This window comes from Christiangramia qingdaonensis (assembly GCF_048381525.1).
Classification (GTDB): Bacteria; Bacteroidota; Bacteroidia; order Flavobacteriales; family Flavobacteriaceae; genus Christiangramia.
In genome coordinates this window covers 46,243-72,517 of record NZ_JBLWIM010000008.1, presented here as the reverse complement: position 1 = coordinate 72,517, position 26,275 = coordinate 46,243, and the positions used below count along the sequence as shown (strand labels likewise).

General features: G+C 39.0%; 25 protein-coding genes. 14 read left to right on the top strand and 11 right to left on the bottom strand.

Going from position 1 to position 26,275, the window contains the following annotated elements:
- The first annotated feature begins 7 nt into the window (after window positions 1–7).
- From ACNI3T_RS01090 to ACNI3T_RS01065, 6 genes are all read left to right on the top strand, one after another.
- On the top strand, window positions 8–994 hold the full coding sequence (locus tag ACNI3T_RS01090; RefSeq protein WP_418226248.1) for an FAD binding domain-containing protein: 987 nt from the start codon (window positions 8–10) through the stop codon (window positions 992–994).
- 21 nt (window positions 995–1,015) lie between these two features.
- On the top strand, window positions 1,016–3,196 hold the full coding sequence (locus ACNI3T_RS01085; RefSeq protein WP_418226247.1) for a xanthine dehydrogenase family protein molybdopterin-binding subunit: 2,181 nt from the start codon (window positions 1,016–1,018) through the stop codon (window positions 3,194–3,196).
- 123 nt (window positions 3,197–3,319) lie between these two features.
- The gene (locus ACNI3T_RS01080) at window positions 3,320–4,006 is read left to right on the top strand and encodes a TetR/AcrR family transcriptional regulator (protein WP_418226246.1); all 687 of its coding nucleotides are present in this window, start codon (window positions 3,320–3,322) and stop codon (window positions 4,004–4,006) included.
- The gene (locus ACNI3T_RS01075; protein WP_322302520.1) at window positions 3,999–5,663 is read left to right on the top strand and encodes a peptidase domain-containing ABC transporter; all 1,665 of its coding nucleotides are present in this window, start codon (window positions 3,999–4,001) and stop codon (window positions 5,661–5,663) included. The genes ACNI3T_RS01080 and ACNI3T_RS01075 overlap by 8 nt, the downstream gene beginning before the upstream one ends.
- 5 nt (window positions 5,664–5,668) lie before the next feature.
- A complete protein-coding gene (locus ACNI3T_RS01070) occupies window positions 5,669–7,021 on the top strand; it encodes an HlyD family secretion protein (RefSeq protein ID WP_418226245.1) in 1,353 nt (450 codons plus the stop codon).
- Entirely contained in the window at window positions 7,018–8,406 is a 1,389-nt protein-coding gene (locus ACNI3T_RS01065) for a TolC family protein (RefSeq protein WP_418226244.1), read from the top strand. The genes ACNI3T_RS01070 and ACNI3T_RS01065 overlap by 4 nt, the downstream gene beginning before the upstream one ends.
- 55 nt (window positions 8,407–8,461) lie before the next feature.
- Here ACNI3T_RS01065 and ACNI3T_RS01060 read toward each other — a convergent pair whose 3' ends face one another.
- The 3 genes from ACNI3T_RS01060 to ACNI3T_RS01050 are packed head-to-tail and all read right to left on the bottom strand — an operon-like array spanning window position 8,462 to window position 9,989.
- On the bottom strand, window positions 8,462–8,914 hold the full coding sequence (locus tag ACNI3T_RS01060) for a methyltransferase family protein (protein WP_418226243.1): 453 nt from the start codon (window positions 8,912–8,914) through the stop codon (window positions 8,462–8,464).
- A 4-nt stretch (window positions 8,915–8,918) separates the two neighbouring features.
- The gene (locus tag ACNI3T_RS01055; RefSeq protein WP_418226242.1) at window positions 8,919–9,632 is read right to left on the bottom strand and encodes a DUF2490 domain-containing protein; all 714 of its coding nucleotides are present in this window, start codon (window positions 9,630–9,632) and stop codon (window positions 8,919–8,921) included.
- 9 nt (window positions 9,633–9,641) lie between these two features.
- Complete coding sequence (locus ACNI3T_RS01050) at window positions 9,642–9,989, bottom strand: rhodanese-like domain-containing protein (protein WP_418226241.1); 348 nt, start codon at window positions 9,987–9,989, stop codon at window positions 9,642–9,644.
- An 88-nt stretch (window positions 9,990–10,077) separates the two neighbouring features.
- Here ACNI3T_RS01050 and ACNI3T_RS01045 point away from each other — a divergent pair, with 88 nt between their 5' ends.
- Window positions 10,078–10,665: a class I SAM-dependent methyltransferase gene (locus ACNI3T_RS01045; RefSeq protein ID WP_418226240.1), complete on the top strand. Its 588-nt coding sequence runs from the start codon at window positions 10,078–10,080 to the stop codon at window positions 10,663–10,665.
- Window positions 10,666–10,706: 41 nt separating this feature from the next.
- On the opposite strand, the gene ACNI3T_RS01040 is transcribed toward ACNI3T_RS01045, so the two are convergent.
- On the bottom strand, window positions 10,707–12,110 hold the full coding sequence (locus ACNI3T_RS01040; protein ID WP_418226239.1) for an MBL fold metallo-hydrolase: 1,404 nt from the start codon (window positions 12,108–12,110) through the stop codon (window positions 10,707–10,709).
- Window positions 12,111–12,293: 183 nt separating this feature from the next.
- On the opposite strand from ACNI3T_RS01040, the gene ACNI3T_RS01035 reads away from it, so the two are divergent.
- Window positions 12,294–12,566, top strand: coding sequence for a hypothetical protein (locus ACNI3T_RS01035; protein WP_418226238.1), 273 nt, complete (start codon window positions 12,294–12,296; stop codon window positions 12,564–12,566).
- Between the two features lie 49 nt (window positions 12,567–12,615).
- On the opposite strand, the gene ACNI3T_RS01030 is transcribed toward ACNI3T_RS01035, so the two are convergent.
- The 7 genes from ACNI3T_RS01030 to ACNI3T_RS01000 all read right to left on the bottom strand — a co-directional run bounded on the left by ACNI3T_RS01030 (window position 12,616) and on the right by ACNI3T_RS01000 (window position 20,508).
- The gene (locus ACNI3T_RS01030) at window positions 12,616–15,831 is read right to left on the bottom strand and encodes a TonB-dependent receptor (RefSeq protein ID WP_418226237.1); all 3,216 of its coding nucleotides are present in this window, start codon (window positions 15,829–15,831) and stop codon (window positions 12,616–12,618) included.
- A 190-nt stretch (window positions 15,832–16,021) separates the two neighbouring features.
- Window positions 16,022–16,678: a phosphoribosylanthranilate isomerase gene (locus ACNI3T_RS01025; protein ID WP_418226236.1), complete on the bottom strand. Its 657-nt coding sequence runs from the start codon at window positions 16,676–16,678 to the stop codon at window positions 16,022–16,024.
- Window positions 16,679–16,801: 123 nt separating this feature from the next.
- Window positions 16,802–17,368 (bottom strand): carboxymuconolactone decarboxylase family protein, encoded by a 567-nt coding sequence (locus ACNI3T_RS01020; protein ID WP_418226235.1) that lies wholly within the window; start codon window positions 17,366–17,368, stop codon window positions 16,802–16,804.
- A 66-nt stretch (window positions 17,369–17,434) separates the two neighbouring features.
- Window positions 17,435–17,998: a TetR/AcrR family transcriptional regulator gene (locus tag ACNI3T_RS01015; RefSeq protein WP_418226234.1), complete on the bottom strand. Its 564-nt coding sequence runs from the start codon at window positions 17,996–17,998 to the stop codon at window positions 17,435–17,437.
- 182 nt (window positions 17,999–18,180) lie between these two features.
- Window positions 18,181–18,657 (bottom strand): ASCH domain-containing protein, encoded by a 477-nt coding sequence (locus ACNI3T_RS01010; protein WP_418226233.1) that lies wholly within the window; start codon window positions 18,655–18,657, stop codon window positions 18,181–18,183.
- Between the two features lie 85 nt (window positions 18,658–18,742).
- The gene (locus ACNI3T_RS01005; protein ID WP_418226232.1) at window positions 18,743–19,495 is read right to left on the bottom strand and encodes a DUF3891 family protein; all 753 of its coding nucleotides are present in this window, start codon (window positions 19,493–19,495) and stop codon (window positions 18,743–18,745) included.
- On the bottom strand, window positions 19,492–20,508 hold the full coding sequence (locus ACNI3T_RS01000) for a helix-turn-helix domain-containing protein (protein WP_322302535.1): 1,017 nt from the start codon (window positions 20,506–20,508) through the stop codon (window positions 19,492–19,494). The genes ACNI3T_RS01005 and ACNI3T_RS01000 overlap by 4 nt, the downstream gene beginning before the upstream one ends.
- Before the next feature lie 189 nt (window positions 20,509–20,697).
- On the opposite strand from ACNI3T_RS01000, the gene ACNI3T_RS00995 reads away from it, so the two are divergent.
- The 6 genes from ACNI3T_RS00995 to ACNI3T_RS00970 form a co-directional block, all read left to right on the top strand.
- The gene (locus ACNI3T_RS00995) at window positions 20,698–22,152 is read left to right on the top strand and encodes a glycosyltransferase family 2 protein (protein WP_418226231.1); all 1,455 of its coding nucleotides are present in this window, start codon (window positions 20,698–20,700) and stop codon (window positions 22,150–22,152) included.
- Window positions 22,127–23,188 carry a glycosyltransferase gene (locus tag ACNI3T_RS00990; protein WP_418226230.1) on the top strand — a complete coding sequence of 354 codons (1,062 nt, stop codon included), beginning with the start codon at window positions 22,127–22,129 and terminating at the stop codon, window positions 23,186–23,188. The genes ACNI3T_RS00995 and ACNI3T_RS00990 overlap by 26 nt, the downstream gene beginning before the upstream one ends.
- On the top strand, window positions 23,185–24,243 hold the full coding sequence (locus tag ACNI3T_RS00985) for a glycosyltransferase (protein WP_418226229.1): 1,059 nt from the start codon (window positions 23,185–23,187) through the stop codon (window positions 24,241–24,243). Before ACNI3T_RS00990 ends, ACNI3T_RS00985 begins: the two co-directional genes overlap by 4 nt.
- Window positions 24,233–25,102, top strand: a complete 870-nt coding sequence (locus tag ACNI3T_RS00980; RefSeq protein WP_418226228.1) for a glycosyltransferase family 2 protein — start codon at window positions 24,233–24,235, stop codon at window positions 25,100–25,102. Before ACNI3T_RS00985 ends, ACNI3T_RS00980 begins: the two co-directional genes overlap by 11 nt.
- An 18-nt stretch (window positions 25,103–25,120) precedes the next feature.
- Window positions 25,121–25,756, top strand: a complete 636-nt coding sequence (gntA, locus tag ACNI3T_RS00975; RefSeq protein ID WP_418226227.1) for a guanitoxin biosynthesis heme-dependent pre-guanitoxin N-hydroxylase GntA — start codon at window positions 25,121–25,123, stop codon at window positions 25,754–25,756.
- Window positions 25,757–25,766: 10 nt separating this feature from the next.
- On the top strand, window positions 25,767–26,275 hold a 509-nt coding region (locus ACNI3T_RS00970), incomplete at its 3' end, for a hypothetical protein (RefSeq protein WP_418226226.1).

Here is a 26,275-nt window from a genome sequence, read left to right as displayed (position 1 = left end):
ACCAGATATGAGACCATTCACTTATACGAATGCCAAAAATACACAGGAAGCTTTGCAGGAAACTACTGCAACGACACATTACCTGGCCGGAGGAACTAATCTGGTGGATCTAATGAAAGAAGATGTAGAACGTCCCGATCAATTAGTGGATGTAAATAATCTTGAGTTCAATAAAATTGAAAAGAATCAATCTGGAGGTTGGAGTCTTGGAGCGATGCTAAATAACTCTGATACTGCGAATCATCCGGATATCCGTCAGAACTATCCATTACTGTCCATGGCGATGCTATCTGCTGCTACTGCACAGATCAGGAATATGGCTACCAATGGAGGTAACTTACTACAGAGAACCAGATGTCCCTATTTCTTCGAGACTTCAATGCCCTGCAATAAAAGGGAACCAGGTTCTGGTTGTGGCGCAATTGATGGAATGAATGCAGTACATGCAATTTTTGGTTATAGCAAGGAATGTATCGCTACACATCCTTCAGATATGTGCGTAGCCCTTGCCGCTATGGGAGCAGAAGTTGAAGTTCAAAAGACAGACGGTTCCAGTCGCAAAATTCCATTTAACGAGTTCCATAGGTTGCCCGGCGATAGACCTGAAAAAGATACTACCCTCGAAGAAGGAGAATTGATAACTGAGATACATTTATCATCTCCAGAATTTTCAGATAATTACTATTACCTGAAGATTAGAGAGCGTTCCAGTTATGCTTTTGCGCTTATTTCAGTGGCAGCTGGATTATCCATTCAAAATGGGATGATTTCCAAAGTTGGTCTGGCCATGGGTGGAGTTGCTCACAAACCCTGGAAACTTTCAAAAGCTGAAGATTTTCTAAAGGGTAAAAAAGCGAATACAGAAAATTTCGAGAAGGCCGCTGAACTTGCTTTAAAAGACGCTAAACCATTTGAGAAGAATAAATATAAGGTCGAGATGGGTAAGAAAGCTATAGTGCGGGCACTGGAGCAGGCTACAAATCGAACAGCATAACCAATTTCAAAAATTTATAAGATGAAGACAATGAACAAAACTGGAGTTGGTGCAGCAATAGACCGGGTAGAAGGACATTTAAAGGTTACAGGGAAAGCTACCTATGCTTCAGAATTTCCTATAGAGAATAAAGTTTACGCACAGGGTATTAATAGCACCATTGCAAAAGGAACTATTGTGTCTGTAGACACTACTGAAGCTGAAAATGCTGCCGGCGTACTGGCGGTAATTACCCACAAGAACGCTGAAAAGCTTAACGATTTCAAGAAAGATCGCTATCAGATCGCTACAGATACTATTGCACCGGTACTTCAAAGCAATAAAGTCCATTACTATGGAGAGTATGTAGGTGTTGTTGTTGCTGAAACTTTTGAGCAGGCTCAATACGCTGCAAGACTGGTTAAATTCGAATACAGTAAGGCAAGTGATCCTGCGATACATTTTGATAAAGAACGAGGAAACGCATTTTTTCCGAGTGAGGATTCAGATTATTCTCGTGGTGATATGGATAAAGGGCTTGCTGAAGCAGATGAGGTTGTGGAGCAGACTTATATAACTCCTATCGAACATCATCATCCCATGGAACTTCATGCAGTGATTGCCGAATGGAATAATGGTAAGGTAACTGCTTATGCCAGTCAGCAAATGGTGGAAGATGCTACTATTGCTATTTCAGATACTTTCCAGATTCCGCAGAAGGATGTAAGAGTGATCGCAGCCTATGTTGGTGGAGGATTTGGTTCCAAACTTAATGTAGAGCGACATGTAACCCTGGCGGTTATGGCGGCTAGAAAAGTAGGCAGACCGGTGCAGGTAACAGTGACCAGAACCCAGATGTTCACCAATACAGGGCTTAGACAGAAGAATGAGCAAACGATGAAGATTGGTGCTAAAAAGGATGGAACCATGACAGCCTTATCTCATGATACCCTGTCGCATACTTCACCTAATCTTGTTTACCAGGAACCCTGCGGAATGGTTTCAAAAATGCTATATAACAGTCCGAATGCCAAGGTGACCGAGCGACTGATGCCTATGAACCTGCAAACACCGTTTGCCATGAGAGCTCCGGGAGAAGCAACTGGAAGTTTTGCACTGGAATCTGCAATGGATGAAATGGCCTGGAAGTTAAAGATGGATCCTTTAGAATTCAGGATCAAGAATGATACTCAAACAGATCTTCATAAGAATCAACCTTTCTCCTCCCGATTACTGGTAGAATGTTTGCGCATTGGCGCTGAAAAATTTGGGTGGAAAGATCGTAAGGATCAACCTCGAACTAATGTAAAAGGAAACTGGCTTGTAGGCTATGGTGTTAGTGCGGCTTCCAGAAATTCACCTTATCGTAAAACTCACGCAAAAGTACTTCTGGAACTTGTTGAAGATAAGGTAGAAGCAACTATTCAAATGGATGCGACTGATATTGGTACAGGCACTTATACGATCGTGGCTCAAACTGCTGCGGAATATCTAGGGATTCCAGTAGAACAGGTTAAAGTAGAACTTGGAGATTCCAACTTCCCGGTAACTCCCGGGTCTGGAGGATCGTGGGGTGCTGCATCTTATTGTAATGGAGCAAGAGCTGCCTGCGAAAATGCAGTCATGAAACTAAAAGACAATAGAAGTATTCCTAAAGATCAGGAAGTTGCCCTAACTGAACTTTTAAAGCAGAACCAGATCACTAAATTTGAAATGACCGGAATGGCCGAGCCTTCTACGGAATTTGAAAAACATTCTGTATTCTCTTTTGGTGCCAACTTCGCTGAAGTATGGGTAGATAAAGATACCGGAATGTGGAGGATCGAAAGAATGGTAAATGTTGGTGCTGCTGGGAAAATTCTAAATCCCAAAACTGCATACGGACAAATAATTGGTGGTCTCACCATGGGTGCTGGAATGGCTATAGCCGAAAAAACAGATGTTGAACCAAATTTCGGAAATTTTATTACCCGTTCTTTTGCAGATTATCATGTTCCGGTGAACCTTGATATGGCGAACATTGATGTCATTTTCCTTCCAGAAGAAGATAAGATCGCGAATAAAATGGGAATTAAAGGAATAGGAGAACTGGGTATTACCAGTGTCGCCGCTTCACTGGCAAACGCCATTTTCAATGCTACTGGTAAAAGAATGCGAGAGTTACCAATAACACCTGAGAAACTAATTGAAGCACCGCTGGAACCCGGTGTTCAGGAAGTTTAAGCTTATAACCCGGAAACTTTTCCGGGTTTTTTTATATCCATGAGAGTTTAACAACTGTTAATTAAGATATAAACTATCATATATTAATAGTAATACTATTAGATTTGTCTCAAATAAGCTTAAGTGGATAAATTATATCAGAATATTAATATTTCAGTGAATTCAGAATTATTTCTGAAAGATCCTGAGTCCAGTGAGTTGGGGAAAAAGATCGTAGGTCAGGGAATTCTTCTCATTGACGATATAGGTTTTGAGAAGTTCACCTTTAAAAAGCTAGGTGTCAAGATCAAGTCAAACGAAAGTTCTATCTATCGATATTTCGAAAATAAGCATAAGTTTCTGGTATATATTACTAACTGGTTCTGGGGCTGGAAAGAATTTCAGTTGACTATGTCAACCTACGGAATTTCAGACTCGAATGAAAAATTACTGAAAGCTATCGAAGTGATTACGCATCCTGTTGTTCAGGATTTCAGGTTTCAACATATTAATGAGGTCGCCTTGAACCATATTATTATTAATGAATCTTCAAAATCTTATCTCACTAAAGAGGTGGAAACTGATAATAAAGAAGGTTATTTTTCCATATATAAGAGACTGGTCACCAGAATTGCGGAAATGATTTCTGAAGTATCTGCAGATTATGAATATTCTCTTAGCCTTTCCAGCATGGTTCTGGATGGTGCCTTACATCAGCATTTTTTGAAAGACCATATTCAGTCTATTACAGACTGTTCAGAAAAGAAAAGTGTATCCAATTATTTTAAAGACCTCGTGATCAATACCCTAAAAATTGAACTCAATGGCTGAAGAAAAAATGACTGCCTGGCAACGATTTGTTGGTTTACTAAAGCTTGACAAAAAAGATTTTCTGCAAATCCTTTATTATGCAATTTTTGCCGGATTGGTGAACCTTTCGGTACCGCTGGGAATTCAGGCTATTGTTAACCTAATTCAGGGTGCTCGAATTACGACTTCCTGGATAATATTGGTAATATTGGTGACTCTAGGGGTTGCATTCGTTGGGGTGCTTCAGTTAATGCAGATCAGGATTCTGGAGAATATTCAGCAGAAAATATTCACCAGAGCCTCCTTTGAATTTACCTACAGATTTCCGAAGATCAAGATGTCTGAGCTTGAGAACTTTTATCCTCCGGAGCTTGCCAACAGATTCTTTGATGTCATTACGATACAGAAGGGAATAGCCAAATTGGTACTGGACTTTCCAGCCGCAATTTTACAGATCGTTTTCGGATTAATACTGCTTTCACTGTACCACCCTTTCTTTATCTTCTACGGAATACTACTCGTGCTTCTTATATATCTGGTATTCAGATTCACAGCTAAACGAGGTTTGCATACAAGTATCAAAGAATCCAAAATGAAGTATAAGATCGCTCATTGGATTCAGGAAGTAGCCAGAACCTTAATTAGTTTTAAGGTAGCCGGGAAGACTAAACATGCTATTAATAAGAATGATGCACTGGTAACAAAATATCTTGAAGAGCGGGAGAGCCACTTCCAGGTACTTAAGCTTCAGTTTATTCAAATGGTTGGTTTTAAAACTCTGGTCACTGCCGGTTTGCTTTTAATTGGAGGTTTCCTGGTGCTTAATCAGCAAATGAATATCGGGCAGTTTGTAGCAGCAGAGATCATCATACTATTGATTATTAGCTCTGTGGAGAAAATGATCATGGGGCTTGAAAATTTTTACGATTTACTGACTTCCCTTGAAAAACTTGGTGAAGTAGTTGATAAAAAACTTGAAAGATCGGGTGGAGATACTTCTTTTGCTGAACATAAAGACCTGGAAATTGAACTTAAAAATATTGGTTTTAAAACACCTGATGGGCAGGAAGTTCTCAAGGATATTAATTTAACGATCAAGGCAGGGGAGAAGATACTGCTTAAAGGTCCAAATGGTTCCGGGAAATCTTTATTATTAAGGATCATTGCGGGACTGGTAGAGCCAACCCAGGGAAAGATTTACGTGAACGGGATTTCGTTGAGGAATATAGATCTCAACTATTATCATGGTTTGCTTGGGCAGTCGCTAACAGAGGAATCACTATTTGAAGGTACTTTATTCGACAATCTAACTTTCGGTGATGATACGATTACTAATTCTGCGATCTTTTCAGTTTTAGATAAAACTGGTCTAAAAGAATTTGTACGCCAACAACCCGATGGTCTGGAAACCTTAATTTATCCTGAAGGCATGAAATTACCTCATACCATCGCCAAAAAAATCATTTTAGCCAGAACCTTATTGCGGGATCCAAGATTGTTGATTTTGAATGAACCTTTACACCAAATTGATTATGAAGATGAGAAACGTATTGTAGATCATCTAATGTCTGAAGATCAACAATGGTCTATCATAGTTGCCAGTGGAGACGAAGTATGGCAGAATCGTTGTAATCGTCATATCATTCTTCGGGACGGTAAACTTGAATCTAATCTTTAAAGACTATGCTTAATATCACCAGAAATCCATTGAATGAGCAGGTTGACCTAAGGCAATTCAAAGCCGGGAAAAAGGTTCTGCATACAAGACACTTTAAATACTTCAACAGATTCCTGAAGTTCTCTGCGATCTTCGGCGTTATCGTACTTTTTCTTCCGTGGACCCAGACGATATCAGGAAATGGTTCTGTGACTACTTTAAGTCCAGAGCAAAGACCACAAACAATACAGTCGGTCATTCCTGGTAAGATCGAAAAATGGTTCGTAAATGAAGGAGATTATGTTGAAAAAGGAGATACGATCCTTCATATAACCGAAGTTAAAAACGAATATTTTGATCCATCGCTGGTAGAAAGAACTGGTGATCAGGTAGCTTCCAAGTCTAATTCCCTGAAATCCTATGATCAAAAGATCTCTGCTTTAGGCACGCAATTACAGGCCTTAGCACAGGAACGGGAACTTAAGCTGGAACAAGCAAGAAACAAATTGGAGCAGGCAAAACTGAAAACTAAAAGTGATAGCATTGACCTGCAGGCCGCTAAAACAAATCTGAGCATTGCTGAAACTCAGTTTAATCGTACTAAAACCCTTCAGGAAGAAGGTTTGAAAGCGATGACCGATGTAGAAGAAAAGCGACTTAAACTGCAGGAAACTCAGGCGAAACTAATTTCGCAAGAGAATAAGCTAATGGCAAGTAGAAATGATATCATTAATGCCAGGATCGAAATTAATCGTACTGCTGCTGAGTATAGTGATAAGATTTCCAAGATTCAAAGTGATCGTTCCTCTGCAGAATCAGGTAAATTCGATGCTCAGGCTGAAGTGAGTAAACTCCAGAACGCTTATACGAATTATGAAATGAGGCAGGATCTCTACTATGTCAAAGCGCCGCAGAACGGGTATATAAACAAGGCTATTAAAGCCGGGATCGGAGAGACTTTTAAAGAAGGTGAACAGTTGGTAAATATCATGCCTTCAGATTATGACCTTGCCGTGGAAACATTTGTAAAGCCAATTGACCTACCATTATTGCATAAAGGTGAAGAGGTTAGAGTACAGTTTGATGGTTGGCCTGCTATCGTATTCAGCGGTTGGCCAAATGTATCTTACGGTACTTACGGTGCGAAAGTAGTTGCTATAGAGAATTTCATTAGTCCCAATGGAAAGTATAGAGTTTTACTGGCACCAGATGAAAACGACCACGAATGGCCAGATGCGTTAAGAGTGGGTTCCGGGGCGAATACACTGGCATTATTGGAAGACGTACCAATCTGGTATGAATTATGGCGTCATTTAAATGGTTTCCCTCCAAATTATTATACTCCGGAAAATAAAACTGAAACCGACAAGAAGAAATGAGTTTAAACAGGACTTTTCTTATTGCCTTGCTTTTTCTGCCAATGTTACAATATGGCCAGACTCAGCATAGTATTGTTCTGAATTTTGAAGAATACCTGCAGATGGTAAAAACCTTTCATCCGGTAGTTAGACAGGCCAGACTGAAAGCCGATCTTGGTGATGCTGAATTGCTAAAGGCTAGAGGTGGCTTTGACCCGAAGATAGAAGCTAATTATGATCGAAAGGACTTTAAAGATTCCCGTTATTTTGACCTTTTCAATGCAGCTTTTAAGATCCCAACATGGTATGGAGTTGAACTGAAGGCAAAATTTGAACAGAACGAAGGTTTCTATTTGAATCCGCAGAACAATGTACCAGATGATGGTTTATTTGCAGCAGGAATTTCTGTACCTATAGGACAGGGTTTGTTTATTAACGAGCGTATGGCTGCTTTAAAACAGGCAAAAGCATACCAGCAGCAATCTCTTGCAGATCAACAACTGGCGGTGAACAAAGTTCTTTATGACGCATCTGTAGCTTATTTTGACTGGATTAGCGCGTATAGGGAGCTTAAGTTGTACAACAACTTTATTGAGAATGCGCAGTTTCGATATGACGGAATCCTTTCCAGTTTTGAAGTAGGTGATAAGCCTGCTATTGATACTTTGGAAGCCGATATTCAAATACAGGACCGTAAGTTAAGCCTGGAACAGGCACGATTGAAGTTTTTCAAGGCTTCTCAACAATTAGGAACATATTTATGGGCTGAAAATAATACACCTCTGGTAATTAGGGAACGTGTATATCCCGAGGATGCGTTATTCGAAAATAGCACGATTCCTGCCGAGTTCTTAAGTGATACTGAAATTTCCACGCACCCGAAAATTCGGTCATTGGAGTATAAGGTAGAAATTCTGGAATTTGACAGAAGATTGAAAGCAAACAAATTACTCCCAAAGCTGGATCTGGAATACAATTTTTTAAGTGGCGATCCCGATATTTTAAAAAGTTTTGTCAATGAGAATTATAAAGTTGGTGTAAACTTCAGTATTCCTTTATTTCTTCGGAAAGAACGCGGGGATCTACAAAAATCGAAAATCAAACTTCAGGATGCAGAATTAGAATTATATAGCGAACAACTCAATCTTCAGAATAAAATAAGGGCGCTGAAAGAACAATTTTTGTCTTACCAGGAGCAGGTGTTGATGATCAATCAACTTGTAGAAAATTACGAAATCATGCTTTATGCTGAAGAACGAAAGCTGCAACTTGGCGAAAGTTCTGTTTTCCTCGTCAATACCCGGGAAAAAAGTTTGATAAGTGCACGACTGAAGCAAATTAGCGTGCAGGAGAAACTCTGGAACACCCGCGCTGAACTTACTCGGGTTCTGGCAATTCTGGACTAATTTACTGGTATCTGCTTCAGAAGTTGGTAATTAATAAGGGGTAAATCTGGATTTATTAAAGAAATCTTGGAGTGTGTCGCGAATATTCAGCATACTCCGGATACTTCAGTAGTAATAAACGCTCTTCATATTTTGATTTGAAGTAAAATAGAATAAACAGCAGTACCGTAATGATCAGTCGAAATACCGATTCAGAAAAAATTCCGAAGCTAGAAGCAGAGAGAACTATTGAAGTATAAATTGGATGCCTGGATAGCGAAAATGCACCTTTGGTAATCAATTTCCCGCTATCTACTGGTGTAGGGAACACAGACAACATATTTCTAAGTTGAAATAGTGTAAAAAAAGCCAGCCCAATCCCTAATATTCCGGGAATTAAACCGATCATTCTTAACCAATCAGGGATATTTAATCTAAAGAGATCTACCGGTATAAAATAAATAAGGAATAATAGTAACTGCACGCCTACGAAATAGTAATCCTTCACCTGCAAATTCCCAAAGCGCATCAGTCTAAAAGGTATAACTTAAGATGGTATCCCAAATATGCCTGTGCAGGTTATTTCCAGATCTAGGTAACACAATAAAATGATAGCCTGAGGTGATGTTCAGGCCTTTCGCTATTCCTATTTGCGGTCCTATAAAAATCCAATTTTGGTCTACTGTGTCTGGTAAGATCCCAGAATTAAAATTTAGAAATAACTCATCGTACGCGACTATGGATATGTTAGGGTTTTTCAAGACATTTATACTGGCTGTCAAGCGGTATCTGAGTCGGGTTTGATAATTACTACCATCAATTAGTTCCTGGCCACCACGCTCTACGATAGCATCGATAAAACGTTCTTCTACTCTCAATCGATGATTAAAATTCATCAAACCAATTTCGTGGTTCAGTGCCACCTGTTGCCAGAGATTATGCTCGTAAAAATCTGGTTTGGCGATGTTGATATTTTGATCATTATGCAAGTAACTATACCCGGCAGCAAAACTAAAAATACTATCGAGTCGATAGTCGATAGATGGGCGAATTACAGTTTGTTCGTGATACTTAAGAAAAGAAGTGGTACGATGATGATATTCCAGCCTTACATTCCAGTCCTCGCCAATATTCTTAGTTAGAAAAGCAGCATTCCAGCTACCGTATTCCTGTCTACCCTGGGCATGTCCTGAAATTGTAAAGCCTAATATTGAGAGTAAGATGATTGCGTAATTTATTTTTCTCATGAATTTTGTTTAGAGATCATAACCTGAGATTCCTCCTCTTAACTCATAGATCTTCGTAAATCCGTTGCGCGACAAAAGCCTGGCTGCCTTCATACTTCTCATTCCCGACTGGCAGTAGAGATAAATAGGCTCAGATTTTGACCAGTGAAAAGATGCTTGTAGAAAATTATTCTTTTGCATAAGGTCATGATTGATCGCGCCGGGAATTACACCGTTAGCGAATTCTCTTTTTGTACGTACATCAATAAGTTTCCCAGAATTTTTTGAAATGGCTTTCTTGAAATCATCCGGATCTAACCTGACTATGTTATGATTTGTGTTTTGCTGACTTAGAAATAATCTTCGGAAGAGGTTCATCTAATTTTTTTACAAAAGTAAGATAGAATTGCTGCCTGTTGAGTAACATTAGTTGCTTCTCTATCTTTGTTCCGAAAATAAGACTCCAATGGAAGAATCACAAATATTTCAGTATATACAAAATATGGATATCTACCTGATCGACCAGATCATGAAGCAGAAGTATAAGCGAAGCGATAGAATACTTGATGCAGGTTGTGGTGAAGGTAGAAATCTAAGATGGTTCGCAGGATTCGATTATAATATTTGGGGAATTGACATGGACCTGGAAAGATTGCGTTTAGCGAAGGAAATTTTCCCAAAATTGCAGGCGAGGTTGATGCCTGCCAAACTTTCAGAAATACCATTTCCAGATGCTCATTTTGATCATATTATTTGCAGCGCTGTACTTCATTTTGCTGAAGATGAAAATCATTTTTATAGAATGTTTTCAGAATTAATAAGAGTTCTGAAGCCTACAGGAAGTATTTTTATTAGAACAGCTTCTAATATTGGTTTGCTGAAGGCTACAGTAGAGTTATCAGATTCATATAATGATTGGAAAGCAGGCTATTATTTAGACAGGGAGACTATTTCTCAATTAACGAACAAATACGATCTCAAACTGCTGGAACCTGTAAAGACTACGAATGTTCAGGACATAAGAGCAATGACAACCCTGGTTTTACAAAAGTAAAGGCGATCAAAATGACCGCCTCATATATTTAAAATTATCACTTATAGCGTTGATGGACATACATAGTCCGTCGTTTCTAGACCAGCTTCCCTGATGGCGTTAAAACCACCCTGTACATCGACAAGATTGTGAATTCCCCTACTTTTTAAAATTGATGCGGCGATCATACTACGGTAACCACCCGCGCAATGAAGATAAAATTTCTCATTTTCAGGGTATTCTGATAGGTGCTCATTTATCTCGGAAAGAGATGTGTGAACTGCATTAGGCAAGTGTTCAGATTGAAATTCGCCTGGTTTTCTTACGTCAAAAACAGGTGCATCTTCTACAATTGACTTCAGGTCTAGCGCACTGATCGTTTCCACAGTATCGGTTTCCTTAGAAGCATCGATCCACGATTTGAAACCACCTTTAAGATAGCCAATGGTATTATCGAAACCTACTCTGGACAATCTGGTGATCGCTTCTTCAATTCTGTCTTCATCACCAATTAATAGAATTGTTTGTGCAACGTCTTTTATAAGATCGCCTACCCATGGGGCAAAACTGCCATCAAGACCTATAAAAATCGAGCCTGGAATATGTGACTTTGCAAATTCATCCTGGTGTCTAATATCCAGCATTACTGCAGCTGTCTCATTCGCAGCCGCTTCAAATGCTTCAGGACTTAGTGCCTGCAATCCTTTAGCCATCACTTTATCGATACTTTCGTAACCTTCTTTATTTAGCTTAACATTCATTGGAAAGTAGGCAGGAGGAGGTAGCAATCCATCAGTCACTTCTTTCACAAATTCAGCTTTGGTCATATCTGCTCTCAGAGCGTAATTCATTTTCTTCTGGTTACCCAGGGTGTCCACCGTTTCCTTCATCATGTTCTTTCCACAGGCAGAACCTGCTCCATGGGCGGGATATACTATAATATCATCTGCAAGCGGCATGATCTTTTCCCGCAGACTATCAAATAGTATTCCTGCGAGTTCTTCCTGGGTCATACTAGCGGCCTTTTGCGCAAGATCTGGACGGCCAACGTCTCCAAGGAAAAGTGTATCTCCTGTGAATAAGGCGTGGTCCTTACCATTTTCATCCTTCAGTAAATAGGTCGTGCTTTCCATTGTATGTCCAGGAGTATGCAGTACTTTGATCGTCAACTTACCAAGGTTAAATTCCTGTCCATCTTCAGCAACGATCGCTTCAAATTCGGGATTCGCAACTGGCCCGTAGATAATAGGGGCGTTTGTTTTTTCTGAAAGCGTTACGTGACCCGAAACAAAATCAGCATGAAAATGTGTTTCAAAAATATAGCTGAGTTTTGCGCCAGCTTCAGTTAATCTGTCCAGGTATGGCTGAACTTCCCTCAGCGGATCTATAATAGCGACTTCTCCATCACTTTCTATGTAATAAGCGCCCTGAGCCAGGCATCCCGTATAAATTTGTTCGATTTTCATAATTGTAGCGTTTAATAAAGCAAAGATAGGACTGCAAAATGAAAGCAAAAGTAACATTGGTCACCTAAAACTGTTTTTACTGCCAATCGTGTGCTTAACAAAGAGATAATGCTAGCCCGCTTTTATTAAAATAGCTGAAACACCAATTCAAAACAGAGCAATTAAATTTCCATAAACTAATGTATGAACGTACAGCAATTTATCGATACTCTATTTAACCTGTTTAGAAATGGTAAGAAAACCCATACCTTTTATATAGAAAAACGATTAAGATTTAATAAATACCATGTACTGCATTTGGGAAATTGTGAATTGTTACCGGATGAAAACGGAAGAGTGGAAATAGGAAGTGGTAGTGATACTGATCTGATGCTTGTAAAGGCGAACCAGCATTATGAATACGTCAAACTTTGCCAGGAATGCTGTGAGTTAACTAAATCTGAATTGAAAGCATAAAAAAAGCAGCCCTGTAAAGGCTGCTTTTCTGTAATTGAACTCATTAGCATTAGAAAATATAACGTAATCCAACCTGAGCCTGCCATCTTGAGTCAAGACTAAAGTCATTGGCAAATGTTCTGGTCTGGCCACCGAATGTATACACAGGTGTATTGGTGTCATCCACGAATACTCCAACAGGTTGATCATTAACAGGTCGTTCGATCACACCCCAGTCTGAGCTAATCAGGTTTCCGAAATTAAGGATATCGATACTAAACTGGATCGTATTTGTTTTTTCACCAACCTTAAAGTTGTAGTCCTGAAGGAATTTCACATCCCAGCGTCCTCTCCATGGACTCAAAATATCATACTTCCCTGCATAATCACCACGATTATCATTCAAATATTCATCCTGTTGAATAAATCTTTCAAAAGCTTCTCTTTGCGCAGCTTGTTCCTCAATACTTCCTGTAAACTGGTATTGCTGAAGTTCAGACTGAGTTGGAATATAAATAAGATCATTCAAAACAGATCCGTCGTTGTTGATATCTCCAGAATAGGTGTAAGAGAATCTTCCTCCCTGAGCATACTCGTAAAATGCACCGATAGATGTTCTCCATCTGTCATCCTTCCCGTAGAAAAATTGCTTGTTCAACTGTCCTACAATACGATGTTTGTCACCATATCTTGAAGGAGTGCTTACAGCTCTGTTTACATTGCCAATAGCCGGATTCCGGTCATAAGCATCACTGGAGATCTCAGCATCAAGAGAGCTGGCATCTTCAGATTTCAGATAATTATAGGCAACACTTGCAAAAAAGTCTTTTTCAAAGTTCTTGCTTAATTTCACAGACCAGTTGAAGGAATATCCAACATCTGTATTCGTGAAGACGTAAGCATTAGTTACTCCACCAAACTCGTTCACTGCACGATCACTAGTCTGGTAAACCGGACGATTGTCCACACCATTCAAAGTTCCAGTTGGAGTTGAAAGACCATAATTTCTAACCATTTGTGCGTTTAGATCTTTTGTATAAATAAGGTCTGTGGTTGCAACAAGTCCGTTTTCAAACTTATAATCTGCTCCCAAACTATTTCTCCAAACCTGCGGAAACTGGAAATCTGGTGCTGTAGTTTGATAGAAATAAAACGCAGGGTTTGCTACCTGGTTTCCTATCCATACGAAAGGAAGTCTACCTGTGAAGATCCCTGATCCTCCACGAAGCTGTAACTGATTATTTCCCATTACATCCCAGTTGAAACCAACTCTTGGAGACCATAATAGTTTATTAGAAGGTAGTTCGAGACTGTTTAAATTAAGCGCTTCACCATCCTCATTGTAGTAAGTGATTCCTGGTTGATAATCTCCATTTGGAAAAGTACCACCGGCAAGACGGTCAATGTTTTCCTGGATCTTATCTTCAGTATCAAAATAAAGAGGTTTGTCAACTCTTAGTCCGTAAGTAAATGTAAAATCATCAGTTATTTTCCATTTATCCTGAGCATAAAGAGCGAACTGTCCAACATTAGTTTCAGCAAGTGCCCAACTGTCATTAGCATTTCGACTATCAAATGTATTCTGCGCATTTTGAAGGGCTGCTCCAATAGTACCATTATTCACTGCCTCTTCAAATGAAGTTCCAGGATTATTAGGATCTATTCGTACACTGGTAAAAGCATCGAAAAATGTACTTACGGGACCTGTGCCTAAAGTAGCATCCCCATTGTAATCGTATGCTCCAAGGTTAAATGAGTTGTCAAATTCAAATTTTTCAAAACTAGCACCAAAAGTAAAGGTGTGATTTCCTTTAACCATGTTCAGGTTATTGGTGATCTGGTAAACGTTTTGATCAAGTCTGTTATTTATGGAGAAAGGTTCGTGACCTGCTACAATATAACGCACACCATCTTGCTGAATATTAATTGGTGGAGCAGGAGCAGAAAAAGGATCACGACTATCGTCAAAATGAGTATATCCAGCCTGGAATTTATTAGAAATATTATTTCCAAAGTTAGAGTTAAGTTCAATTAACCAAGAATCGATCTTGTTGTTGATCCTGTAGCCTGAATTCCTGAATTGCAGGGTAGTAAGGTCTGGACCTCTTCGGCCAATAGCTTCCGGGTTAGCCGGCAAATCTCTGGATGCATCAAGGAAATTATAAATTACAGCCATTCGATGATTCTGGTTAATGTTCCAGTCAAGCTTCAGTAATCCTTTAGTTGATTCAGTATCAAAAGTATAACCTTCATAGGGTCCGGTTTCATAACCCAAAGTTGAAAGCTGATTGGAAACGAAATCAAGATCTTCCGCAGAAACTCTGGAAACATTTGATCCTGTAAGACCTGGTCTGCCAGCTACGAAATTAGATCCAAGATCCTGACGTTCGTCTCTCTCGAAATTGGCAAATACAAACAATTTATCTTTGATTATTGGTGCTCCTATACTAACACCGTACTGGGCTTGTGTTAGATCTGGTACGATAATATCATCGCCACCAACCTTATCTCCGGTCATATCTTCATTACGGTAAAAACCGTAAACAGTTCCCTCGATCTCATTGGTACCACTTTTAGTCACAGCATTAACAGAAGCTCCGGTAAACCCAGCCTGTGTTACATCGTAAGGTGCTGTAGATACCTGGATCTGGTCTATAGCATCCAGCGAAACCGGTTGTGCATTAGTTTGACCACCAGGAGTAGCGGCATCCAGACCGAATGGGTTGTTAAAGATCGAACCATCCAGGCTAAAGTTATTGAACTGGTCATTACGACCACCGAAGGATCCGTTGCTGGAAGCTGTAGGTTCTAAACGATAAAAATCTGATGCTGAACGAGAGATTGTAGGTAGCGTTTTTAATTCTTTACGACCAATGTTAGTTTCAGCTCCAGTACGATCAGAGTTAATGATCTGGTTCCTGGTAGCAGTAATGATAACCGCATCAAGTTGAGTAGCATCTGCTACCATATTCACATCTACATTGAAAGTTTGACCAAGATTAAGGTTAACGTCTTCTAAAATTGAAGTCTTGAAACCTACAAAACTAGCAGAGATGGTATAAGGTCCTCCAACTCTAAGGTTCAATAAGGTGAAATCCCCATCAAAATTTGTAACGGCACCGTATTGAGTACCTGTTGGTGTGTGAACAGCTGTAATGTTCGCACCGGGCAGCGGAGTTCCCTGATCATCGACTACGGTTCCACTAATCTCTGCTGTGGTAACCTGCGCTTGGGCTCCAAAATTTGAAAATAATGCTACTAGTAGCAGCAGTACTAATCTTTTCATGTCGTTGTTGTGTTGTGTTAAAAATTTGTGAATTTTTCGCAAAATTAGAGTAAAATCCAATTTCTGCAAGCAATTTCCGAATTTTATAATTTGTTGTACAACGACAAGTAAGTTTTCAGAGTTAACGCAAAGGACTAACAGTTATTCCAGGGTCATCAAAAGACCAGCAAATATTTTGGATTTTAGAATTTCACTGCTTTAGATTGCTGAAAAATTTGAGCAGTTTTTTAGAGTCTAAACGATCATTAGTTCTAACGCCACTACAAAGATCCACTCCAAATGGTTTAACAGCTCTGATTGCTTCCTGAATATTCTCAGGTTTTAAACCTCCAGCGAGGTAAACCGGAATATCCAGACTATCAATGATCTGCCTGCTTATTTTCCAGTTATGAGTTCGGCCGGTACCTCCGAGTTCTTTAACTGCCAGTCCAGGATTTCCGCTATCCAGTAAGATGGTATCAACGTAGCTGGAAATTTTTTGTGCTTCCCGTATTGCTTCGGAACCAGTCACATGAATGACCTGTACTAATTGAACCTGATTCAGGTGGTCTCTGATCCTTTTATATTCTGAAAGTTCTATTTGATCAACCAGTTGTATGACTGATGTATTCACTTTTCGATGGTGAGCTATTATATTTTCAGCTGAAGTTTCGCTGGTAAGCAGGAAAGTTTCAATACCGGGAGGGATCTCCTGAACAATTTCAGCAATTAGCCGATCGTCAATAATTCCCGGACCGCTAGGCATAGGTCCTACTAAACCAATTGCATCTACACCCGCATTAATGGCGAGTTTTGCCTCGGCAATACTGCTTATGCAGCAAATTTTGACTTTTGGAAGATAACCCAAATTCGAAAGCTTAAAATTAGGATCGAAATTTAAGGATTAGGATCTTACCGTACTAATATGAAAAAATTGAAACAAAAAAGAGCAGCCATTTGGGGCTGCTCTATTCTAAATATGTCTGCAATATTATGCGTTCCACTTAAAAGACTCAAAACCTTTATCGATTGGAGTTTCAGCAATGTGATTTGTATAGTTGCTAATCACTTTTTGAGAAAGGCCTAGTACAATATCAAGCAATTGTCTTTGAGAATAACCTGCATCAAAGAATTCCTGGATCTCAGGTTTAGAGATATTTCCACGATTTCTGGTAAGTGTGAGGGTCGTATTTCTAAGAACCTCAAGCTTTTCAGAAGGGAGTTTTGTTTTATCACGCAGGGCATTGCTAATAGCATCATCAACTTTCATCGCTTTGGCAATGGCCGTGTGAGCAGGAACGCAATAATGACACTCGTGCTCTACATTAATCGTTTGCCATACTACAGTTAATTCATCCTTGTCAAATGATGAGTTTGAGAATAGCTCATGCAACTGTTGGTAAGCATCTAAAAGTTGTGGTGAGCCTGCAAGTACTGCATGCAAATTGGGTACATATCCGTAAGCTTTTTCAGATTTTTCTAAAAGTGCTTTTCCGCCTTCCGGAGCAGATTCTTTCGTATGTACAGTTAAAATGTCTGTGTTCTTTTCAGTATTCATAATTATCAATTTTTAATTAAAGTTTAATCGTATCTAAACGACCGTTTAGTTTTAGGGTAAATTTTTTTATATGTTCTTAAATATGTTCTCAATATAATGTTCCAATTGGTCTTCAGAAAAAATTCTGGTGGCAGAGGAAAGTCCGAACATCGATATCAGGAGATAATCTGCTTGTTCTTCGATCATATCCAAATCGTAATTTCTTTCATTCTTAAGTTTATCAGCAAACACTTGCTTGATCTCATCAGTAAAACTTTTTAGAACCTGCGGAATTTCCTCTTCGCTTTCTAAACCAATTTCATTCGCCGTGTTGGTGACCAGGCAGCCCTTACCATGTTTAGTGTCTCTCGTGAAATCTACAAAATCGTAAAAGTATTCCTTGATCGCGGGAATCCCATTGGTTGACTTTACCAGCTTATCTACAAGCACGAACAATCTTGATTTATAACAATCCAGACTTTTTAGAAACAGACCATCTTTATTGCCAAAGCTGGAATAGATAGAGAACTTATTAATTCCCATTTCTTTTTCGAGCATTTGCATCGATGTATTCGCATAGCCGTTTTTCCAGAAAAGATTCATTGCCTTTTCTGCTACTTCTTTCTCGTTATATTTTTTTGCTCTTGCCATAATGCTGGTACAAAACTAACCAATCGTTTAGTTTAAACCAAAAGCTTTAAGACAACCTTATCATCCAGATTTTCACTAATAAGCTCGGTTACCGTAGAAATTATAGTCTGCACTCTATTTTATTTATTAATATTGGAATAATACTAGACACTTCTAGTTTCATCTATTATACCGTTTGAAAATCAAACCTCACTATAAATTCTTCGAAAATGTTCACATACGATGATCATGTTCTCATCAAATTCATCATTGTAACTTTCCATCTCCCGTTCGTAATAAGCCAGATGCACTTTCTTCCAATATTCAAGCGACTTATCCCCCTCACCTTCAATTTCAGCAAATTCTGCGGTTATTTTATTAAAAGCTACGTGTTCTACTTTAGTAGTTTCGATAATTGCTTTTGGATTTCCAATCCAGTCTGTTACAATTGCGAGATCGTCAACTTTCGGTAGACACTCTTTATGCTGATTGAACCACCACCGGGAAGTAGCCGTGGCTTTTTTGATGTCTTTGACTACCAGATCTGCGCATTCATCTGCATCCTTCTTATTATCACAAAAAAAGTAGTGTGGAGGAATTGTCTTAGTAGAATAGTCAGGGTTAGAACTTAGAAACCTGTTCCAAAACTTATCAATATCGGACTTAGTATTGGTATTCATGCCTTTTTGTGTAGTTGTAAGCATACTAAGATCACTAGAAAATTTCAGTTAGCTACATATTTCAGTTTAATGAATCAACTTAGCTCTAAAAGTCTTCATTTAATTTATTAATCTTCCAATGCCTCAGACTAATTGGAGTATTCCGAAGACAATCTTCAAATTCTTTATTTCCGGAGAATGACGCCTTTTCCAGCATTTTGTATTCACAACTTAACTCGAAAGAATCCTGTTCAAAAATCCACGGCTCTATAAAGATGTCATCAGCTTCATTTCTTGAGATCACAAATTTGGTATTCTGAATACTTGTGTTGATTTCAAGTTCCCGATTTTTGGCGGGTACTCCATTCTGGCAAAGGATAAGTGAACATCTATCTGCAAATACCATGATCTGGTAAAGGTCATGTACCTCCTGGTCAGTCATTGAATTTACTTTCATGAGTTTCTTTATTTCCTCACGGATCTCATTCATAAAACGATAGATCATTTTGCTTTCTTCAGAAAGATCCTTGTATAAGAACTCCAGGTGTTTCATGACTAATATGGTGACCCAGCTAGACTTAAGTTTAGCTTGTTCCAGTAACCTGCGGCTTCTTTTAATGATCTCGTTAATATTTCTGTCCTCATCGAGAAAATCCTGGGGAGTACCAATATTGGTTAGGTAATCCTTTTCTCTGAAGTTTAATTGCCGGTCATCATGTTCTACGATCGCAGTGAGGGTAGCTACCCAATTTCTACCTTTAATATCTGGTTTCAGCTGGTCTGCAATTTTACCTGCCAGCAATCCATGCGCAGAATGTGAGAATATCTCCCAACCATCAGCATTAGAATTTACGATCATACTTTATCCTTATTTCTTACAGCAGTTGGAGTCATTCCATACTTTTCTTTAAAGATCTTGGAAAAATGACTTCGGCTGTTGAGACCGATTTCATATACGATCTCACTAATTGTTTTACTGGTCTTCAGCAATAGCAGCATAGCGGTTTCCATCCTTTTACGTTGAATGTATTCATGAACCGTGCAATTGAAAAGTATTTGAAAACCTTCCTGTAATTTGGTTTCGGTTATCTCAACCGATTGGGCGAGCGAGCTAATATTGCCAAGTTCTGCAATATTCTTATCTATTTGGAAGATCACCTGTTTCACTTTTTCCAGATCTTTCTGCCTTATTACATTTTGATGATCCTCAGGCTTACTGTCATCCCGATAAAGCATAAGCATAAATGTAAGAAGCTCCAATGCTTTCGCCCCGTGATAACTTACTCTTTCCAGTCCAGGTGTAGTAAAGTCTCTTAATTCCTGAATTAGATGGGACATCTTAAGACTATATTGAGTATGGTGATAAAGGGTACGCATCGCATTAGTATCTGCAAATATTCTGTGATAGATATCATCCATTTCTTCCAGAGGAAATGTAAGTTGCTCTACAAATTTCTTTCTATCAACATCCAGCACAACTACAGAGATCGTCATACCTCCCGGAAACATGATCTTATTACCGCTTCCACTATTCGCCCCAATTATTACTGACTGATCCTTCTCTATGTGATGCACGATATCTTCATCCCGGAACCTATGATCCAGGCGGCCTTCTATAACATATATAAATTTAAAAGGATGCACCAGATCACCATGGAAATCTAAACAGGTATCTTCCTTTAAATTTGTTTCAAATCTAAAAATACCGACACCGTTAGGAAAATTTATACCTGATATTATACCATTCCCATGCTCATTGGAAAACTCGATATAAGCTTCTCCATAATTCTCTGTATAGTCCGTTTCAAAAACAGATGCTAGTTCTTTTAATATTGATTTGGCTGACGTTTCAGCAATTTTGATGGTTTGCATTATTAGTGGTCGGTTTTTCTAATACTAAAATATTAACAACTGTGTATTCCTTGAGTATTCTAGAGTTAAACCTTTCCTAATTAGAAGAATATCGTTAAGCTCAAATGTAAAACCGCACACAATCATGCGTTACTTCCACCAAATTCGTAAAAAGAAAAAGAAATTTTGAAAGTATCTCAAAACATTTTAATGCTTTGCTATGTCATGTTCCTTGCGGTGATATTATCCTATTTTGTGGTGGGTTTTGAAACGACTTTGATCATATTTTTAAGCCTGTTAAGTCTTCTAATGTTAGTAGAATCGATCGTTAGAGTCAGATTCTGTAGGCGACAGAATAAATCGTTGTCGAAATCTTCAAAATTTGAAAAATCGCCGAAAGTTTCAATACATATTGCTATTTGCAATGAACCTTCAGATTTGGTTATTAAAACAGTTCGGGCGGCTCTTCAGCTTAACTATGAGAATTATGAGATCGTAGTACTGGATAATAACACTTCAGATAAAAAACTTTGGAAACCGGTCCGTGAATTTTGCAATAGATATCCTGAAAAAGTCATCTTTAAACACTTCGACAGGCTTGATGGATACAAGGCTGGCGCATTGAACCAATGCTTAAAGCTAATGCATCCGGATACCAAATATATATTCACTGTAGATGCCGACTATATACTGAAACCAGATAGTCTTTCCAAAGCTGTAGCAACTATTGATGGTACTGATGCAGCGGTGGTTCAATTCCCTCAGCATTATACACTTCATCATGAACGCCATGGTTTATTCAACGAATTGGAACACTTTTTCAGTAGTTATGCTCAGGCGGGAAATCGAAGTCTTTCCACTTTACCAACTGGCACCTTAAGTATGATAAGAGTAGCATCACTACTTTCTGTTTCAGGGTGGCCTACAGAATCCCTGACTGAAGATGCACACCTCGGAATAAAATTCCTGTCTGAAAAGTTTACAACCTACTTCTCAAATCAAATTTTAGGGCAGGGAGTTATGCCAGGAAGTATTGCAGATCTGCGCAAGCAAAGACATCGATGGGTATATGGAAATACGCAGTGCTTTTTGAAATTTTGTAGCCTTCGTGTAAAGGATCAATGTAAACTATCTGTATTTATGCAATTATCTGCGTGGGTGAATTTACTGTCATTTCCTATCGCGTTCAGTTTGCTTTATATACTGGCAGAAATATTTACGAACTGCCAAATTTCAGACTGGATTCCCATGCTTATCTTAGGTCAGTTTAGCATTTACGTCTTTGGCAAATTGTTTTTATTCCTATCTAATCGAAAAAACACTTTTCAGTATAATTTTAAAGCATTTTTGATTCATATTGCCCTAAGTTTTGAGATGGCTTTTTCTCCCATTATGGCTGTAGTAGGAATGCCGGCAAGTTTTGTGACAACTAGCAAATTTGCATCGGTATCCAGTCTCAAACATATTCCGCTTAGGATTCCGGTCCTTTTGCTTACCATGACAATGTTGTTATTTGCCGTTGGAAAAACCGGGATTGCAATGTATAGTCTTCAGGTAAGCCTACTCTTTCTTCTATCAGGAATTTATCTCTATTCTGAATTTACGCCTAAAACCATTAACCAACTAAAAATAATCCCAGATGAAAATAGCCATTCTCGCGCATAATAAATTTCCCATTGCCGAGCCATATGCCGGTGGTTTGGAAATGATCACTCACCAGCTGGTACAAACGCTTATGGAACGAGGCCATGAAGTTCATTTATACGCGCTATCCGGCTCAGATCCTCAATTTGATGTGACTTCTCTGGACCTGGTTCAGGTTGCTAATAAAGAATTGACAGAATCTAAAATGGATGAACTTATGTATAGAAATGTACTGGAGATCATCGAATCTATTGATTATGATGTAGTGCATAATCATAGCATGCACGAATTACCAATAATTTGGGGAGCCAGTAGCAGGCTTCAATTTCTAACTTCTTTTCATACACCGGTTTTTGATAGCATTCACGCGGGCCTTGATAGTATCTTCGGAAGAGATCATAGTGAAAAATTTAGCGTAGTAAGTAAAAAACTTGGTAAGACTTATGCTCACTTACTTGCGGAAACAGAAGTAGTCTATAACGGAATCGACACTGCTGCGTGGACCTTTTCCAAATCTGCTGAAAAAGATAAACTTTGCTGGATTGGTCGAATTTGCAAGGAAAAAGCACCACACCTGGCTATAGATTATGCCTTGAAAGCAAATAAGAAAATTGTCCTGGCCGGACCACTTAGCAATTCTGAATATTTCAAAGAATATGTAGAGCCAAGATTAGAGCTGGAAGGAGTGGAATATATTGGACACCTTAAGCATAAAGGGTTAAATAAATTGATTGGTTCTTCTGAAGTGACCTTATTTACCAGTGTATGGGACGAACCTTACGGACTCGTAATTGCTGAATCACTCGCTTGTGGAACTCCTGTTGTATCTTTTAACGTAGGAGCTGCTCCTGAAATTTTAACTAAGGAAACCGGCGTTCTTATTGACCTTGAAGATGAAGCAGGATTTGTAAATGCAATCCATTCGAGTTCAAAGCTGAATAGAAATCATTGTCGTCAAAGAGCTATCGAATTTTGCGATAAAGCACAAATGGTAGATGCTTATGAAAATCTTTACCGGAAAATGATCTCGGAAAATCTGAAAAAAATTGCGGTATGATAGGGTATTACGCACATCAGCATGGTAGTGGTCATCTTAATTTTGCCCGCTTGTTTGCAAAGGTTTTTGAGAATGAAATTTGCACTTTTAGTAGTTTGAAAAAACCGGAGGCCTTGAAAGGCCAATTCGTACGGCTGCCAGATGAAAATCTAGATGGTACGGCAAGTTTCAAAAACCAGATTGCAGAACCAGATTATTTGCATTACAGTCCGGTGGGCCAAAGATCTATACAATTGCGAAGCGCGCAGATCTTGCAGGAAGTTGTGGAAAGGAACATCAAATTTATGATTGTTGATGTAAGCGTAGAAATTGCAGCTTTGATGCGAGTTTCTTCAATTCCTTATGCGTACGTCAAACTTCCAGGTCACAGGGATGATGCGGCACATATACAGGCTTTCCAGGGAGCTGCATTTGTTCTTGCATATTACCCTGAAGAATTTGAAAGCGATCAAACTCCTGATTGGCTTCGGAAGAAAACGATCTACCTGGGCTTTGTTACAGATCGAAAGATTGGGCAGGAAATAACGGCTACTTCAGAAGGAGTGAATAACATCCTCGTAATTAGTGGAGGAGGAGGAAATGAAAGACTTCTACAGGCGATTGATCTACTTCCGGAACGTTTTACTTCCGCAGAGATCAAAGTTATCGGGATGCCAGAAGAGATCTTCACCATTTCCAGGATCAGGAACTGTGGTTATGTTCAAAATTTCCAGAATTTATTAGAGCAAGCTGATCTTGTCGTGGCGAATTGCGGACTCAACTCCGTAACCGAAATCTTGCAGGCGAAGAAAGCTTTTGTGGCGATCCCGGAGGATAGGCCCTATAATGAGCAGGAAACTACTGCGACCCATCTATACCAGCATGATCTGGCGATAGATCCAAATTCTATATTTGAACTGGATGATTCAGAAATATTAAAGCATAGATCGTGGGATGTCGATGATGATCTTCGTGCGATTAATAATCTAAAAATACATTTAGATGGGAATTATGATCGGTTACCATTAATTCCAGAACTATTTGCAAACCAACAACAGGAAGAACATGCAGAATAAGATAAAATTTTCAGTGATCACGATCGTGAAAGGTCGTGAAGCACATTTACATAATTTACTCCAGGGTGTTAAAAGAAGTAGTTTGCAGCCAGATGAGATCAGGATCGTGGCTATTGATGAGGTGCCAGACTTAACCGCTTTTAAGGATTTACCAATAGAGATTTCGGAAATTAGTTCTAAGGGCGCTAACCTTCCTATTGCTGAAGCAAGGAATATTGGAGCTGAAAATGCCAAATTTGATCACTTAATATTTCTCGATGTTGATTGTATTCCACATCCAGATTTTTTTGATGATATGATCACCCAAGGTCTGGCTCATAAAACTCTAATTATGGGAAATCCATATTATCTTGAGAGTAGCATTCCGCAGAATTTTGAATTGAGCGATCTGGAAGATCTAAGTGCTGCTCATCCAGCCCGGCCAGAGATCAGTGAACTAGTCGAAGCCAGTGATTATATGCTATTCTGGAGCCTCGCATTTTATATCCCGAAGCAGTTATTCAAAATATTGGAAGGTTTCGACGCTCAATTTACAGGCTACGGTGCAGAAGATACAGATGTGGCTATGAAGATGCGTCAAATGAAAAGTATCTATCCTTTACTATTATCACCAGCAAAAGTCTACCACCAGCAACATCCGGTGCATTCACCACCTGTTCACCAGGTAGAAGCTATCGTGATCAATGCGCGAATATTTTACGAGAAATGGGAAAGATGGGTCATGGAGAACTGGCTCGAGGAATTTAGAAAGCTAGGTTTGATACGATGGGAGGCAGATGGAAGTACTATTGAAATACTGAAGCAACCAGATAAGGGTTTAATCGAGCAGTCCTACCAGCCAGAGGCCGCATATATGTAGTATTAAAATTGAATGAAGATGAAAACGAAAGAGAAATTTGAACATTGGATCCTTGATGAGGATCATCCATGTATCATGGCGCAAACAGTATTTAGCCAGGAACATGTGAAAACCAAACAATACGGCAAGTTGGGAGATCCCCAGCAAACCAAAAATTTATTAATGGATCTTGAAAAGTACATTGCCGAATATGATTTTGAGACAAACGATTTTAAATCTTTGATCGCAGTTTTTCCGGATTCTGATATTGCTACGGAAGATGAATTTGAGCAATTGTTATGGAAACAGCTGGAAGAAATCGAAAAGATTGATACTGAAGACTGGGACCCAGCAGTAAGCAGTGATCCAGAAGATGATAATTTTAGCTTCAGTATTGCCGGAAGATCTTTTTATATTGTAGGGATGCATCCCAACAGTTCGAGAAAAGCTCGTAGAAGTCCGTATCCTTCCATAGCCTTTAATCTGCATGCGCAGTTTGAGAAATTAAGGGAAATGGGAGCCTACGAAAAAGTTCGTGATAAGATTAGAGATCGGGATAAAGAATTACAGGGGAGTATGAATCCCATGTTAGAAGATTTTGGATCATCAAGCGAAGCAAAACAATATAGTGGCAAGGCAACCGGGAAAGACTGGGTTTGTCCATTCCATCAATAAAAAGAATACAATGAGAAACTTCTTTAGCGAGAACAGAAAAGCAATTTACGGAGGTATCATCGCTACCGTAATTACCGGACTTGGTATATTCTTATTAGGACAGCTTTCCGGTTACGAAGCGAAAGAGCTTATAGAATCTTCCCATAGCGGACTCAATATGCTATGTAATACGATCACGCTTGCTTCTGCGACGATACTTACCTTGCTATTAACTTTATTGGGAATTAGTACCGGTACTGAATCCAAGCTAAAAAGTGAACATTATTACCAGGTTCTGGATATTGCCAAACTTGATACAGTGCTAATCATTAGTGCTCTGGTGATGTTCCAGTTATTCAATATACAGATCACAGAGGCTGATAATGTACCCTTAAACTGGTATTCCACGATATACTGGGCGAGCCTTTGCTGTACTTCGATCTTGAGCGGAATGATGATCACAGTGGTTCTAATGTTGTATACGACTATCACTACAATTATTCACATAGTTGGATTGAAAAATGATCATAGATTAATCAC